This window comes from Halorarius litoreus, from assembly GCF_024362405.1.
Classification (GTDB): domain Archaea; phylum Halobacteriota; class Halobacteria; order Halobacteriales; family Haloarculaceae; genus Halorarius; species Halorarius litoreus.
This window is the reverse complement of the sequence record NZ_CP101454.1, coordinates 844,968-859,132: the sequence shown is the minus strand read 5'-3', so window position 1 is coordinate 859,132 and position 14,165 is coordinate 844,968. Positions and strand designations below refer to the sequence as shown.

Annotated in this window: 14 protein-coding genes; 5 read left to right on the top strand and 9 right to left on the bottom strand. The window is 65.9% G+C overall.

The genetic code is table 11. The features are described 5' to 3' along the window. Positions 1 to 44: 44 nt before the first annotated feature. The gene (locus tag NL126_RS04355) at positions 45 to 800 is read right to left on the bottom strand and encodes an SDR family NAD(P)-dependent oxidoreductase (protein WP_255197693.1); all 756 of its coding nucleotides are present in this window, start codon (positions 798 to 800) and stop codon (positions 45 to 47) included. Between the two features lie 303 nt (positions 801 to 1,103). On the opposite strand from NL126_RS04355, the gene NL126_RS04350 reads away from it, so the two are divergent. Genes NL126_RS04350 through NL126_RS04340 form a run of 3 tightly spaced genes read left to right on the top strand, consistent with a single transcriptional unit; the run spans position 1,104 to position 3,057 of the window. Further along, positions 1,104 to 2,201 carry an amidohydrolase family protein gene (locus NL126_RS04350; protein WP_255197692.1) on the top strand — a complete coding sequence of 366 codons (1,098 nt, stop codon included), beginning with the start codon at positions 1,104 to 1,106 and terminating at the stop codon, positions 2,199 to 2,201. Between the two features lie 2 nt (positions 2,202 to 2,203). Continuing rightward, entirely contained in the window at positions 2,204 to 2,611 is a 408-nt protein-coding gene (locus NL126_RS04345; protein ID WP_255197691.1) for a metal-sulfur cluster assembly factor, read from the top strand. Positions 2,612 to 2,616: 5 nt separating this feature from the next. Beyond that, positions 2,617 to 3,057, top strand: coding sequence for a universal stress protein (locus NL126_RS04340; RefSeq protein WP_255197690.1), 441 nt, complete (start codon positions 2,617 to 2,619; stop codon positions 3,055 to 3,057). 45 nt (positions 3,058 to 3,102) lie between these two features. Here the strand turns inward: NL126_RS04340 and NL126_RS04335 are convergent, their stop codons facing one another. From NL126_RS04335 to NL126_RS04320, 4 genes are all read right to left on the bottom strand, one after another. After that, a complete protein-coding gene (locus NL126_RS04335; protein ID WP_255197689.1) occupies positions 3,103 to 5,100 on the bottom strand; it encodes an AMP-binding protein in 1,998 nt (665 codons plus the stop codon). 60 nt (positions 5,101 to 5,160) lie between these two features. Next, positions 5,161 to 5,658 carry a gamma carbonic anhydrase family protein gene (locus NL126_RS04330; protein WP_255197688.1) on the bottom strand — a complete coding sequence of 166 codons (498 nt, stop codon included), beginning with the start codon at positions 5,656 to 5,658 and terminating at the stop codon, positions 5,161 to 5,163. Between the two features lie 558 nt (positions 5,659 to 6,216). Then, positions 6,217 to 6,627 (bottom strand): dual specificity protein phosphatase family protein, encoded by a 411-nt coding sequence (locus NL126_RS04325; protein ID WP_255197687.1) that lies wholly within the window; start codon positions 6,625 to 6,627, stop codon positions 6,217 to 6,219. Further along, entirely contained in the window at positions 6,627 to 7,235 is a 609-nt protein-coding gene (locus NL126_RS04320) for an SIMPL domain-containing protein (protein WP_255197686.1), read from the bottom strand. The genes NL126_RS04325 and NL126_RS04320 overlap by 1 nt, the downstream gene beginning before the upstream one ends. Positions 7,236 to 7,408: 173 nt before the next feature. Here NL126_RS04320 and NL126_RS04315 point away from each other — a divergent pair, with 173 nt between their 5' ends. Together NL126_RS04315 and NL126_RS04310 are read left to right on the top strand one after the other, a co-directional pair. Then, positions 7,409 to 8,236 carry a hypothetical protein gene (locus tag NL126_RS04315; RefSeq protein WP_255197685.1) on the top strand — a complete coding sequence of 276 codons (828 nt, stop codon included), beginning with the start codon at positions 7,409 to 7,411 and terminating at the stop codon, positions 8,234 to 8,236. 75 nt (positions 8,237 to 8,311) lie between these two features. Continuing rightward, the gene (locus tag NL126_RS04310; protein ID WP_255197684.1) at positions 8,312 to 9,274 is read left to right on the top strand and encodes a DHH family phosphoesterase; all 963 of its coding nucleotides are present in this window, start codon (positions 8,312 to 8,314) and stop codon (positions 9,272 to 9,274) included. Here the strand turns inward: NL126_RS04310 and NL126_RS04305 are convergent. The 4 genes from NL126_RS04305 to NL126_RS04290 form a co-directional block, all read right to left on the bottom strand. After that, positions 9,271 to 9,933: a metallophosphoesterase family protein gene (locus tag NL126_RS04305; protein WP_255197683.1), complete on the bottom strand. Its 663-nt coding sequence runs from the start codon at positions 9,931 to 9,933 to the stop codon at positions 9,271 to 9,273. The genes NL126_RS04310 and NL126_RS04305 overlap by 4 nt on opposite strands. 1,137 nt (positions 9,934 to 11,070) lie before the next feature. Further along, a complete protein-coding gene (locus NL126_RS04300; protein ID WP_255197682.1) occupies positions 11,071 to 12,345 on the bottom strand; it encodes an acetyl-CoA hydrolase/transferase C-terminal domain-containing protein in 1,275 nt (424 codons plus the stop codon). Positions 12,346 to 12,415: 70 nt separating this feature from the next. Continuing rightward, complete coding sequence (locus tag NL126_RS04295) at positions 12,416 to 13,132, bottom strand: SDR family NAD(P)-dependent oxidoreductase (protein ID WP_255197681.1); 717 nt, start codon at positions 13,130 to 13,132, stop codon at positions 12,416 to 12,418. A gap of 91 nt (positions 13,133 to 13,223) precedes the next feature. Continuing rightward, on the bottom strand, positions 13,224 to 14,096 hold the full coding sequence (locus NL126_RS04290) for an amidohydrolase family protein (protein WP_255197680.1): 873 nt from the start codon (positions 14,094 to 14,096) through the stop codon (positions 13,224 to 13,226). Between the last annotated feature and the right edge of the window lie 69 nt (positions 14,097 to 14,165).

The window sequence follows — 14,165 nt, the reverse complement described above, 5'->3', positions numbered from 1 at the left end:
CCGTATCACTACCCAATAAACGTTCCTACGCTCGCCCGTGCGACTCAGGCCGTGAAGCCGCCGTCCATCACGAGGTTGTGACCGGTGACGAACGACGACTCGTCGCTCGCCAGGAACAGCGCGGCCTCGGCGACCTCCTCGGGCTGGCCAGCCCGGCCCAGCGGCGTCTGTTCGAGGATGCCGTCGGCGGTTTCGCCGTCTTCCATCGTCATCGCGGTCTCGATGAAGCCGGGGTTGAGCGCGTTCACCCGGATGTCGTGTGGTCCCTGCTCGATGGCGAGCTGGCGGGTGAGGTTCGTCACGCCCCCCTTCGACGTGCAGTACAGCGAGGAGTTCTCCAGCCCGCGGATGCCACCGATGGAGGACATGTTGACGATGACGCCCCCGGCGTCCTGTGCCCGCATCGCCTCGATGGCGACCTGCGAGCCGAAGTAGACGCCCTTGAGGTTGATGTCCATGAGCCACGCGTAGTCCTCCTCGGTCACCTCGCCGACCGGGAGCTGTCGCTCGACGCCGGCGTTGTTCACCATCACGTCGAGCGAGCCGAACCGCTCGACCGTCTCGTCGACGGCGTTTCGGAGGTCCTCGAGACTACTGACGTCGGTCTCGACGAACATCGCGTCGCCACCGTTCTCCTCGATGAGTTCGTGGGTCGGCTCGCCGCCGAGCCGGGGGTCCTCGCGCACGTCGGCGACCGTGATGGCTGCCCCCTCCTCGGCGAAGCGCCGGGCGATGGCTCGCCCGTTCCCGGAGGACGCACCCGTGACGATGGCGACCTGGCCGTCGAGTCGCCCGGTCATGGGTCGAGCGTCGGTGCCGCCGGTGGTTCGACCCGTCCCGTCTCTCCGGGGCGGTGAGGCGTGATCGTGTCGGCGATGCGACCGACGGTCCCCCACGACCGTCGGGCTAGTCGAGTGGCTGGGTACGGCTGTGCTCGCATAACCAGGTGGACGATTGCCGTAGTTCGGCAAGAAACTTCGGGTGGTCGAACGACCCGGACACGACGCCTCAGCGTCCCGGACGGTCTCCGCAAACATTTAACTGCTTAGTCTATGCCAAAGACCCCAAGGTTTAATAGATAATACCTGGACTGTGCACACAGTATGCTAGAGAGTGGCGCGTTAGTGGTTGATTCGGTGTCACACTGCTTCAACCACACCCCGGAGAACCACAAGCACCCACACGCACAGCGATGGGACGACGAGACGTTCGAACTCGGTGCGAAACTGCTCCCCGACGGCTACGTGCCCTCGGAGGAGGTGTTCTACCGTGACCACCAGCCGGAGGAGCTGGCACGACTGCTGTTCCTCGAGAGCCAGATCGACTACACGGTGTACCACTCGCTCCCGCTCGACGACTACTTCCACGACGGCTACGTCTCCCGCGAGAAGGGGTTCGAGTTCCTCGAACAGAACCCCAACCGGTCGTCGATGTACGTCGACATCAACCCGCTGGAGGACGACGCGGGCGACCAGATCGAGGAGTTCGCACGCCGCGACGGCGTCGAGGGCATCAAGTTCTACCCCGCGCGGTACCAGAACGGCAACGACCTCTCGTTGCAGCTGACGGAGGACTCGGTCTGGCCGCTGCTCGAGCGCATCGCCGACTCCGAGGTCGACACGCTGGCCATCCACAAGTTCATCCCGTTCGCGACCGCACCGGTGCGCTACTTCACTCCGGACGACGTCGAGGACGCCGCCAACTCCTTCCCCGACCTCAACTTCGAGATCATCCACGCCGGCTTCTCGTTCATCGAGGAGACGGTGCTGGCGATGGCGAGCCACGACAACGTCTACGCGAACCTCGAGAACACGGCGTGTCTGGTGAACACCCGCCCGAAGAAGTTCGCACGGGCGCTCGGCGAGATGCTCTACTGGGCCGGCCCGGACCGCATCGTCTACGCCGGCGGAGCGACCGCGCTCCACCCACAGCCGCCCATCGAGGGTATCTGGAACTTCGAGATGCCCGAGGACCTGCGGGCCGGCGAGGACTACCCCGAGGTCACCCAGGAGGACAAGGAGAAGATCCTCGGCGGGAACGCGCTGCGCCTGCTCGGGAAGGACCCCGAACAGGTGAAGAAGGACATCGAGGGCGACGAGTGGGACCAGCGCCGCCAGGAACTGCAGGAGACCGGCGAGTTCCCCGCGGACGCGTGGTCGACGTACGACGCTGACACCGCGACGCTCTCGGCCGACGACTGACCATGTCCAGCGCCATCACTCCCGACGAGACGTTCGACACCGAGCAGAAGGCGGCCATCCGTGACGAGCTGATGAAGGTGCTCGACCCGTGTAGCTGCATGAGCGAGCATCCCGTCAACATCGTCGACCTCGGGCTCATCGAAGCCATCGAGGTCGAGGACGGCGCGGTCGAGATCACGGTGCTGTTGACCTCCCAGCGGTGCACCTACTTCCTCGACATCGACGACGAGATCTGCGAGCGCGTCGGTTCGCTCCCCGGAGTGGAGTCGGTCGACGTCCACCAGGACACCAGCGGGGAGATCTGGACGCGCGAACGGATGTCGGAGCGCGAACGGACGGCCCGCAGGGAGCGGTTCCACGACCAGATGGAGGCGGCGGGCGTCACGCCCTACGCCGAGCGGAGCCAGTAAGAACCATGCCATCGTCACTGCTCGTCACCGTCGCCACCGAGACCCAGACCGAGGCCGTCGCCGAGTACGTCGCCGCTGCCCACGAGGGTGCCGACGTCACGCTGCTGCACGTCGTCGAGTACACCGAGAAGAAGACCAGTCCGTCCCGTGGCGGCCGCGACCGTCCGGACGGCTGGTACGACCGCGCAGAGAAGGACGCGGAGGCGCTGTTCGACCTCGCGACCGAACACCTCGAAGACAGCGTCGCGACCATCGACACCGTCATCGAGGCCGGCGACCCGTCGACGGAGATCCTGTCGTACGCGGACGAGCACGACGTCGACCAGCTCGTCATCGGGGTGCGGAAACGCAGCCCGACCGGGAAGATCGTGTTCGGCTCGACCGCACAGGACGTGCTGCTCTCGACCACCCGACCGGTCATCTCCGTCCCGCTCGCCGAGGCCTGACCCGGCACCGAACGCTTTTCTCAAAACAGCCCGACTCCTGTCAGGCTACCGTGCGTCGTCGAGGTCTTCGAGCGCTCCCGGGTTCTCGATGGAGGACATGTCGCCGAGGTCCTCGCCGGTGTAGGTCGCTTGGACCGCTCGCCGGATGATCTTTCCACTCTGCGTTTTCGGGAACTCGTCGACGAACAGCACCTCGCGCGGGCGGAACGGCTTGCCGAGCTCCTCGCCGACCATCGCTCGCACTTCGTCGCGGAGGTCGTCGGTCTCTGCGACGCCGTCCTCGACGATGACGTAGAGGACGACTGCCGTCCCAGTGGTGTCGTCGGGGACGCCCACCGCAGTCGCCTGATTGATGTCGTCGTGTTCCATCGCCGCGCCCTCGACTTCGGCGGGGCCGACCTTGCGGCCGGCGACGTTGAGCGCGTCGTCCGCTCTCCCATGCAGGAACCAGAAGCCGTCTTCGTCTTTCTGTGCCCAGTCGCCGTGGTCCCAGAGGTCCTCGAACGACGACCAGTATTCCTCGAGGTAGCGCTCGTCGCCCGACCAGAGTGATTTGGTCATCGAGGGACACGAATCGCGGGCGACGAGGAAGCCGCGTTCGTGGGTGTCCGCGATGGACTCGCCCTTGCTGTTCACGATGTCGATGTGCATCCCCAGCCCGGGGCCACCCAGGGTACAGGGTTTCAGTGAGTTGATGGGCATGGGCATGAGGAAGCAGCCGCAGATCTCGGTCCCGCCCGAGATGTTGATGATGGGTGTGTCACCACCGCCGACGTGCTCGTAGAACCACTGCCAGGACTCGGGGTCCCACGGCTCGCCCGTGGAGCCGAGGAGTCTGAGCGAGGAGAGGTCGTGGCCCTCCAGCCACTCGTCGCCCTTCTTCCGCAGGGCTCGGATGGCAGTGGGGGAGATGCCGAACTGGGTGAGTTTGTGGCGGTCGATCATCGCCCAGAAGCGGTCCGGCTCGGGGTGGTCGGGGGCGCCCTCGTACATGAAGATGGTGCCGCCGAACGTGTGGTTGCCGATGAGAGTCCACGGCCCCATCATCCAGCCGATGTCCGAGACCCAAAAGAAGCGGTCCGAGGGTTTGAGGTCGAACCCGAAGTAGAGTTCTTTGGCCGTCTGCATCTGCACGCCGGCGTGCGTGTGGACGATACCCTTCGGCTTGCCCGTCGTCCCCGACGAGTAGAGCAGCATCGACTCCTGGCCCGCGTCGAGTTCTTTGGTGTCGTAGGCGTCATCCTGCGATTCGACCGCGTCGGCCCACCACTGGTCGCGGCCGTCGGTCCACGGGATGTCCGCGCCGAGTCTATCGAAGACGACGACGTTCTCGACGTCGGTGTCGGCGTCCGCGATAGCCTCGTCGGCGGTGCCCTTGAGCGTGATTTCGCTCCCGCGGCGGTAGAAGCCGTCACCCGTGAAGAGGACGGAGCACTCGGGGTCTTCGAGGCGGGTTGCGGTGGCATCGACGCCGAAGCCGGAGAAGATGGGGACCGCAATCGCACCGACTTTGAAACAGCCGTAGAGGATGGAGACGACTTCCGGGACCATCGGCATGTAGAGCCCGACGGTGTCGCCCGTCTCGATGCCGACCGACTCCAGATAGTTCGCGACCTTGTTCGACTGGCGGGCGAGTTCGTGGTACGTCACTTCCCGAATCTCGCCGTCCTCACCCTCCCAGATGGTGGCGACTTTGTTGCGCGTCTCTGAATCGGCGGCAGCGTGGCGGTCCACGACGTTGTGTGCGAGGTTGATGCTTCCTCCTTTGTACCATTCGTCGAACTGCGGGCCGCGGGTGCGGTCGCGGATTGTGTCGTAGTCCTCGTAGAACTCGATGCCGAGGTAGTCGACGAGTTCGTCCCAGAACCAGTCGACGCCCGAATCCGGGACGCCTTCGACCTCCTGTGTCGTGCGCTCGATGAGTTCGTCGTAGTCTGCGATGTCGTACGCCTGCATGAACTGCCAGACGTTCGTCGACTCGACGAACTCCCGCGAGGGCTCGTGGACGATGCGCTCACTATCCGCTATTGAATCGGCTGGCATGACCTCGTGTGCTACTGGCTCACGCGGGTACAATAGCTTTACCCGTTCGTCGCCGTCTCGCTACTCCAGCCCAGCGTTCTTGTACGTCTCGGCGTGCTCCACGTACAGTTCCTGCACCCGGTCGAGCTCCGCCAGGTGGTCGTCCTCGATGGGCCGTGTTTCCGCGGGCGCACCGTAGGCGAGATGTCCCTCGGGAATCGTCTGGCCCTCGGTCACGAGGCTGCCGGCGGCGACGAGACAGTTCGACTCGACGACGGCGTCCTTCTGGACGGTGCTGGACATCCCGACGAGCGATCCGGTCTCGACGGTCGCGTAGTCGACGACCACGTTGTGACCGATGGTCACCTGGTCGCCGATGGTCGCGCCGTGCAGCATCGAGAACTCCTGCACGTTGGTCTCGTCACCGACGACCGTCGCCCCGCCGTCGCCGCGGAGACAGACGAACGGCCAGAGACTCGACCGCTCGCCCACCTCGACATCGCCGACGAGATACGCCATCTCCGAAACGAACGCCGATTTCGCGACCTGCGGGGCGCTACCCAGCACTGGTCGTTGCATACACGCACGTCTGCGTGCGACGAGTTAGAGATGTCGCTCGACCGTCCGGGACCGCTCGGACTGCCCCCGAGCGTACGGAGTATGGCGACTACTCTACACGACAAAATATCATGTAGATACTATTGGAGAGTAAATTTAATAAAAATCCTGTCGCTTTCGGGGCGTCTGATATCTTCGACCTGAATTAGAACCTCTGAAACATCTAAATATGGTGTTTTCGATGTGTATAGTCACACCAAACACTCGTGTGATGGGGTGAAGCGATGATAAAAACCAGAAACGACAATTCGGTATCAAAGTACCGTCTAAGTGCGTCTCTCGGCATTCGACCACACCTAACGGGAAGGCACCGAAAAAATTCTCGAACTCGTATATTTATGACAACATCATATACTTCTGTTACTATTCGGAACGGCTGTCGCTCGACCTCGGCACCCACCGAGGCGAGGGTATCTTCCCTCGACCAGTCGTCTCCAGTTCCTAAACGACCTGGGCAGTGCTCTCGCCGAAGTACGACGCCACCGCATCGCGAGCAGGACCGAATGAGACCGGGTACAACTACGGCGAACGTCGGTCGACGTAGGCTGTCGCTGCCCGGTCGACGAGCGCCGGGTGGGGGTCGACCGCCGCCCGCGCATCGGCGACCTGCTCGAAGGCGGCGTCCAGCCCCTGCCCTGAATGGAGTGCGAGTGCCGTCGCCGCGACCGACGGGCTGCGGGAGGCCCCGGCCGCACAGTGGACGAGTACCGTCTCGCCGGCCGTCAACAGGTCGTGCGTCTCGTCGACGGCGCGGCCGAACGCCGTGGCGTCACACTGCGGGCCATCGACCAGCGGCACCGATACGACGGCGGCTTCGGGGTCGACGGTCGGCACGTCGTGGGTCAGCGAGACGACGGCCGTGACGCCGTCGTCGAGCGAGGTGGCGTCGGCCGCCGTCCCGACGAACAGTCGGTCGGCGACGCGGTCCATCACTCCAGGTCGAACACGCACTCGACGCTCGCGGCCACGGTGATCGGCGTCGGCTGGAACGCGGTGTCTCCCCCGTCGAACAGCGCCTCGTCGACGATGGACTGCATTCCGCCGACCGAGTCGGTCGTCGTGGCCTCCCGGAGCGACCCCACCGCCAGCCCCTCGGCGGCGGCGACGCGCTCGGCTTTCTCGCGGGCGCGTTCGGTCGCAGCCTCGAGCGCATCGTCGTGGAGTCGCCGACAGACTGACTCGTGTGGGTGCCACTCGACGCGGTCGACCGTCGCACCCGCGTCGGTAGCGGCGACGACGACGTCTTCGGCTGTCTCGGGGACGCAGTCGACGGTGAGTTCGACCGTCGCCTGGAACGCGTCGTCCACGCGCGGGTCGAACACCTCGCCGGTCGACTCGATGCGCTGGCCGGTCGTCCGCACGTCCGCAGCGTCGACGACCGTCGTCAGCGGTTCGCGGACGCTCGCTGCCCGGTCGTCGACGGCTGCCCGCGCCGTCGCCGCCGACTCCCCGCCGGCGGTCACGGTCAGGTCGACCCGTGCCAACTCGGGGGCGGTTTCACGTCGAGCGGTCGCTTCGGTCGTCACGGTTCGTTCCATGTCTATCCGTGTGTCCTGCTGACACATTACTGTTCGTCAGACGTTCCGAGCCAGCCGAGCGCCACGTCGGGCGCCGGCCGAACCGCTACCCCTCGTCGACGAGCGCCGTCCGCCTGCGTTCGCGGGCAGATGTCTGACGAAAATTGAAGCGGGATGTGTCCCCAGTCACCCCTATGGACGACCTCGTGGCCGATGCGCTGGCGGCCCATCGCGAGGCGGCAGCGGACGTCGCCGAGGAGTTCGGGCCACCGCGAATCCTCTACGTCGGCTGTGGGCCGACGGGCGCTCGGCGCGTCCTCACGGACGACGCCCGCCCGGAGACGGACCTCGAGATTCGGCGCATGGCAGTCGACGCCGACCTCGAGGACCCGGTGGGACTCGACGACGCCGACCTCCGAGTGGTGACGCTCGACGCCGGCGACCCCGGAGCGGTCGACATCGCGGCGACCGTCGCGGACGACGACGGCCCCCCGACTCTCGTGGTGGTGACGCTCCCGGACGACGACCCCGGGGCGCTCGACCGCCTCGCCTCGACCCCCGCGACACTGCTTCCGCTGGACGCGGGGCTCGTCGACGCCGAGGGGTTGGCCGCCGACTACGCCGCGGCGTTCGTCGACGCGCTCCGACGGTCGCTCGCGTTCCCGACCGACGCCGGCGCCGTCTACGGCCTGCTGGCTGGTGGCGTCGCGGTGCCCGTCGCTGGTGACGTCGACTACACCGCGGACCCCGCCCCCGACGAGCGGCCGTTCGACCACGACGCCGTCCGCGAGGCGCTCGGCCCCTGCTTCGACGGTCGGAGGCTCGCCGTCGCCGACCGGGCGTCAGTCGGCTGGTTCGGCCACGCCACCGTCGACGAAGCGTTCGAACTGCGGGGCGCCTACCAACTGGAGGGGCTGCTCCCGGAGCTGTTGGCGCCAGGTACCGATGGGGTGCTCACGGGCCGGGTCGAGCCGTCGCGAGATACGCCAGTCAGCCTGTGCTGTCTCCGTATCCTCGAGTAGCGCTCCGCGGCCGCGACGTGCCACCGACACTCGTGGCCGCGTCGGACTTTTGCCGGTGGCTCACCCAGTCCGCGCATGGACGAACCGACAGCCGTGGCGGCGGCGCTCCGCGGTCACGACGAGGTGGTCGTCGTCACCCACGGCCACGCCGACCTGGATACGCTCGGTTCGGCGGTGGGGCTGGCCCGCTCGCTCGACGCCGCCACCAGCATCGTCCTCCCGGACGGCGTGCAGGCCCGCGGAGCGCGACTGCTCGACGCACTCGACGTCGACACCCTCGGACCCGACGCGGTCGACGCCACGACCACCGGTCGAGTGGTGGTGGTCGACGCGCCGAGCGCCGACCGGGTCGCGCCTGTCGACGTCGGACCCGCGCCCGTCGTCGTCGACCACCACGAACCGGGCGACCTCGCCGAGCGGGCGACCGCAGCGTACGTCGACACCGATGCGGGCGCGACAGCAGCGCTCGTCGCCCAGGTACTCGATGCGCTCGACCGGAGGCCGCCACCGGACGCAGCCGTCGCGCTCGCAGCGGGTCTGCTCGACGACACCGGGTCGTTGACCGACGCCCGGCCCGCCGAGTTTCAGATTGCCGGTCGCCTGTTCGAGGCGGCCGGCGAGCGCGTCGACGTGCTGCCCGCGCTCCTCGACCGCGAGCCATCGTTCGGCGAGCGGGTCGCCGCGACGAAGGCCGTCGTTCGCGCGGACGGCTATCGGGCCGACCGGACGCTCGTGCTGCTCACCGAGGTGAGTGGGGAACAGACCGCTGCCGCCCACGCGCTTCGTGGTGCGGGTGCCGACGTCGCGCTCGTCGTCTCCGACCGTGACGAGCGGACGTGGGTCGTCGGCCGGGCCCGAGCTGGGGGCGTCGAGCTTCCGGACCTATTTGCGCCGCTCGCCGAACGGTTCGGTGGCGAGTCGGGTGGGCACGCCGGCGCGGCGGTCGCGAAACTCGACTGCGACGACCCGGCGACGGTACGCACGGCGGTGCTCGCTGCACTCGAAGAACGAGTCGGCGACCTCTCACCGCTGGCCTAGCCGCTCAGCAATCGGGTGCCAGTCCGTGTTGGCAGGCCGAGTTCCTCCACCCGCGTGATGACCCGGTCGATATCGTACTCGACACGTCGAAGCTCCACCTCGTTGGTGTCGGTATCGAGGACGGCGTACGCCGCTCGGGGGTCGTTGTCGCGTGGCTGGCCGACGCTCCCGGGATTGACGATCAGTCGCCCGTCCACCATCGCCTCGTGCTGGACGTGTGTGTGGCCGAGCACGAGCCCATCGTACTCGTCGAGATACGGTCGCAGCTTCGAGAACTGCCGTGGACGGACGTAGCGCCCGAGCTTTTCGGGGTCAGGGTGGCTGTGGACCAGTCGGTACGTCTCGACGTCGTCGCGCGGTGGCAACGCTGCCAGCCAGTCGCGCTGCTCGTCGGTGAGTTCCTCGCGGGCGAGTTGCAGCCCTGCGTGGGCCATCTCGTTGTGCTCGTAGCGAGCGGGCGTCTCGACGTTCCGGTCGTGGTTCCCCTGGACGACGACTGAGCACGTCTCTCGGACGCGTTCGAGACATTCCCGCGGCCAAGGGTTGTAGCCAACGACGTCGCCGGCACACACCACCTGCTCGACGGGTGGCATATCGTCGAGCACCGTCTCGAGCGCGGGGAGGTTCCCGTGGACGTCCGAGATGAGGCCGATACGCATACAGCGGCCTTCGGCTCAGCGTGGCAGAAGTGTTTTGGTGGCTTGTGGGTCGTTCTCGTGACGGCTAGTGAGGACCGAACCTGGATGCGTGCAGACGGCAATGCGGAAATCTAATAGATTGTAATAGTGCCGTATTGAAAAATTTAGAATTTTGGACTCTCAGCCACGCTCGATGGGGACTCGATAAACTCCCAAATAGCCCGTTCAGTGAGGTGCTTGCTGGCGCCGAATGTTCTAATAATTTCGGTATATTCTTCTCTGGTCGAAATATCTAATGATGATGTTTGAACGCTTTAAACCTGAAAACTCGCTCATTAATGAGTGACTCTCCTGTGGCGTACTCTCGGAAAAATACAATCTATTCTCTCTGATTCGGTGGGTCTGTCGTCGGATACTCGTCCGCTCGCTCGTGTAAGAACCAGAAGCCGTGCCCAGCTTCTGTGCCCAGGTGCTGGAGCCAAGGGTCACCGAGGGAGGACGCCGATCACCGATTGTACGGCACACTCCCTCGGCGACTGTCCTGGGTTGCGTACCGTGTGGGAGGTACCGATCAAAATATTCGACATGGCCGAATTCTACTGGCACTCCCCAGTCCTAGCCTGAAGCGACAGGTCGGGGTCACGCTGCTCGTCAGCCCGATCCAGTAGTTCCAGCTCGTACGTGGCACGACTCCCCGGAAACCAGCGGATGGCAGCCATCGACATATCGGAACGAGGAGAGCTGCGTCGGTCGTGGCTCGACGCTGTTCCCGTTGCGTTCTGGGCGTAATATAACGGACGTACGTCTGTTATGGTGTGGCCAGTCGTTGACTCCGTCTTGACGGAGCGGGTGGGAACTATCCCACACGAACGTTCACAATGGATGCATTCGGCCATTTCGAATATCTCGTATATTCTGCGGGTTTTCTCGGTCGGAATCGCGACAGTCATGCTATCAATACACACGGCTGTACTCCCGAACCGTGCCGTAGTCGGCGCTGGCAGCTGTCTGAGGTCTCTACTCCACGTTCGCTATTTCCGTATCGGAGAGGAGGCGAGTGGGACGCCCGGGTCTGCGGCGCCACGGCCCGCCACCGGCCAGTGGTTCGAGGCCGTGGTACAGCATGCTGCCGTGTTTCTCGTTCGGCTGCTTCGTTCGCTACAGCAATCCGAACGTCTCGGCCGTGTGCGAGAGCGAGGCTCGCTCGTCGGGCGGGGCGACACCGATGAGCGCCTCCGTCCGCCCCGCTATCTCCTCGCCGAACAGCCGGGCGACGCCGTGTTCCGTGACGACGCAGTCGTAGTCCAGGCGTGTCGTCGTGACCACGCTATCTTCGAGCAGCGAGGGGACGATGTTCGAGCCGCCGTTCGCCCGCTTGCTGGGGAGCGCGACGATGCCAGCCCCACCGCTACTCTTGCGGGCGGCCCGGAAGTACGCCGGCTGGCCACCGGCCGTCCCGAGTTGCCGTCCCCCTGCCCGCTCCGCGTTCACCTGTCCCTGGATGTCGACCTGCAGGGCACCGTTGATGGCGGTGAACTTCGGGTTCGACGCGACGAGCGACGGGTCGGTCGTCTTCCGCATGTTACTCAGCGCGACGGTCCGTGAGTCGACGGCCCAGTCGTAGAACGCCTGATCGTCGCCGAGGACGGTGTTCGCGAGTATCGGGTAGTCGAGCGGACAGTCATCGCGCCGCTCTGCGACCAGCGTCCCGCGGGTGACGGCGCCGCACTCGATGAGGTCGCGGACCGGCGGGGCGACCAGCCCCGAGTGGACCCCGAGATTGTCGTGGTCGGTGAGCGCCGCGCCTACCGCCTCGGAGACGCGACCGACGCCGAGTTCGACCGTCGCGCCGTCCGGGACGATGCCGGCGACGTTCTCGCCGACCTGTGCCCAGGTGGCGTCGACAGCTGGTCGTTCGGTCCGTGGGAGGTCGCACTCGGCGTCGAGCAGGTGATCGAACCGGTCGGCCCGGAACGACAGCCCCGGGAGGCGAGGAGCGTTCGGGTTGACCTCCGCGACGGTCACGTCCGCGCTGCCCAGTACCGTCGTGGTGAACAGTCCACACGCCCCCGGCGTGAGCGTCCCGTTCTTCGGGACCGACGTTTCGAAGCCGGCCACGACGCGGTCGGCACGGGCCATCGTCCGGCGGACCAGCTCGGTCTGGTCCGGCGACCGCGACGGGACGTACGCCGCCATCCCGTCGTCGACGAGCGAGAGGGTCTCCCCCTGCGGCAACAACACCTGGAGCGACGCGTTCGGCGCCTCGGCGGCGAACGTTCGGAGGCTCGGGCCCACGTACTCCCGGTCGAACGTGGGCCCCGCCACGAGAACCGAGACCGAGGCGCCGCTGTCTGCGACCGCTTCGAGGAGCCGTCCGGCGGTGTATCCCGCGGTGACGACGAGGTCGCCGTCGCGGATGTCGACAGTGTGCATGGCTATCCAACTGCAGGCAATGCTAAATAACTACGTGCGCGTTCGTCGGCATCTCTCGTTTCGCCTCCTCTCAGAGGAGCTTCCCCTGGTCGATCTCGACCACTTCTCCGGAGATGCTGGTTGTTTCCGTCAGGAACACGACGGCGTCGGCGACCTCCTCGGGCTGGACGAGCCGACCGAGCGGATACCCCTTCTCGGCGGCCTCGACCCACTCGCCGGGGAACATGTCGGTCTCCGTCGCGCCCGGTGCGACGGCGTTGGTGAAGATGTTGTCCTTCGTGTGGACGCTCGCGAGCGAGAGGGTGAGCGCGTTGAGTCCGCCCTTGGTCGCGGCGTACACCGGGTCGGCGTGGCTCCCGTGGCTCCCGGCGGTCGAGCTCACGTTCACGATGTGGCCGACGTCCGCGTCGGCCATCACCGGGAGCACCGCACGCGTACACAGGAGCGTCCCGACGAGGTTGATGGAGACCATCTGTTCGATGGTCTCGGGCGACAGCTCGCCGAGTCCGTCTCCCTTCATGATGCCGGCACTGTTGACGAGGATGCTGATGGGCCCGAGCTCGTCGGTCACCGTCTCGACCATCGACTCGACGTCGGCCTGGTCGGCGACGTTCGCCTGGACGGGCAGCACACGCGTCTCTCCGCCCGAGAGCTCGTCCACGAGCGCCTCCGCTGCCGCCTCGTTCGAGTAGTACTGGAACGCGACGTCGTGTTCCGCTGCCAGCGCCCTGACGCAGGCGCTCCCGATGCCCCCGCTGCCGCCAGTGACTAGTGCAGTTCTCGCCATGGCTCTACTGGCCGTGGGGATATCATAAAGGTAGTGGCGGGGGTCAGTCGCAGCTCCTGTCGCCGTCGCTCAGCGGCCGGAGCTAGGGGTCTCAGAGGTCGCCGAACTGCCCCAGTACCTCCGCGGCGTTGTCGTAGTACACCTTCTGGAGGACCTCGTCGCTGAGGTCCATCGACTCCCAGTCGCTTCGGAGCGTCTCGTAGTCGATGAGCGGGTAATCGCCGCCGAACATGATCTTGTTCTTCAGCCGGCGACCGATGTCGTACTTGAGTTCGTCGGGGTAGTACTTCGGTCGCCAGCCGTGGAGCTCGTTGCCGACGACGTTCCCCTTGTGCAGCAGCGTGGCGATGGTCTCACCCTGCCACGGCCAGCCGGGGCGGCCGACGATAATCTGTAGCTCCGGGTGGTCCGCCGCGACGCGGTCGACGTACTTCGGATGGCACGGCTCGACGAGGTGGCCACCGCCACCCGGTTGGCCCGCCCCGAGCCCGGAGTAGCCGTTGTTGATGAGCACCGGTGCCTCGTGTTCGAGACAGAGGTCGTAGAACGGCTCGTGGAGCTCGTCGTCCGCGGGCGTGTTCGTCGTCGACCCGTTGATGGTGAAGCCGGTGATGCCGAGGTCGAGCTCCGTGAGACACCGTTCGAACTCCGCGACGGCCTCGTCGCCGTGGCGCGGGTCGAGCTGGACCCACAGGCCGAGGAACGCGTCGGGGTTCTCGGCGTACATGTCCGCGAAGTAGTCGTGTTTCTCTCGGGCGACGTCGACCTCGACCGTCGCCGTGAAGCCGAAATCGAGCATCGGCTTCACGTTCGCCGCTTGCAGGTCCTCGACCATCTCGGCCTCGCTCTTCAGGTCGAACTCCTCGCCGAAGGTGTCCGAGTCGTCGGGGTTCTGGAACACGAACCCTTCCTCCGTCGAGAAGTGCGAGTGCACGTCGAGTATCTGCGTGTCGCTGTCTACCATGACTCGTCTACCCGGTTTACTCTCCTCTGTTATAAAGTTGCGTCCGGTCGGCAGGTGGGCGAAGCGCCG

Coding starts and splice junctions, on each gene's coding strand:
- NL126_RS04355 (WP_255197693.1), bottom strand. CDS start 800: ATGACCGGGCGACTCGACGGCCAGGTCGCCATCGTCACGGGTGCGTCC.
- NL126_RS04350 (WP_255197692.1), top strand. CDS start 1,104: ATGCTAGAGAGTGGCGCGTTAGTGGTTGATTCGGTGTCACACTGCTTC.
- NL126_RS04345 (WP_255197691.1), top strand. CDS start 2,204: ATGTCCAGCGCCATCACTCCCGACGAGACGTTCGACACCGAGCAGAAG.
- NL126_RS04340 (WP_255197690.1), top strand. CDS start 2,617: ATGCCATCGTCACTGCTCGTCACCGTCGCCACCGAGACCCAGACCGAG.
- NL126_RS04335 (WP_255197689.1), bottom strand. CDS start 5,100: ATGCCAGCCGATTCAATAGCGGATAGTGAGCGCATCGTCCACGAGCCC.
- NL126_RS04330 (WP_255197688.1), bottom strand. CDS start 5,658: ATGCAACGACCAGTGCTGGGTAGCGCCCCGCAGGTCGCGAAATCGGCG.
- NL126_RS04325 (WP_255197687.1), bottom strand. CDS start 6,627: ATGGACCGCGTCGCCGACCGACTGTTCGTCGGGACGGCGGCCGACGCC.
- NL126_RS04320 (WP_255197686.1), bottom strand. CDS start 7,235: ATGGAACGAACCGTGACGACCGAAGCGACCGCTCGACGTGAAACCGCC.
- NL126_RS04315 (WP_255197685.1), top strand. CDS start 7,409: ATGGACGACCTCGTGGCCGATGCGCTGGCGGCCCATCGCGAGGCGGCA.
- NL126_RS04310 (WP_255197684.1), top strand. CDS start 8,312: ATGGACGAACCGACAGCCGTGGCGGCGGCGCTCCGCGGTCACGACGAG.
- NL126_RS04305 (WP_255197683.1), bottom strand. CDS start 9,933: ATGCGTATCGGCCTCATCTCGGACGTCCACGGGAACCTCCCCGCGCTC.
- NL126_RS04300 (WP_255197682.1), bottom strand. CDS start 12,345: ATGCACACTGTCGACATCCGCGACGGCGACCTCGTCGTCACCGCGGGA.
- NL126_RS04295 (WP_255197681.1), bottom strand. CDS start 13,132: ATGGCGAGAACTGCACTAGTCACTGGCGGCAGCGGGGGCATCGGGAGC.
- NL126_RS04290 (WP_255197680.1), bottom strand. CDS start 14,096: ATGGTAGACAGCGACACGCAGATACTCGACGTGCACTCGCACTTCTCG.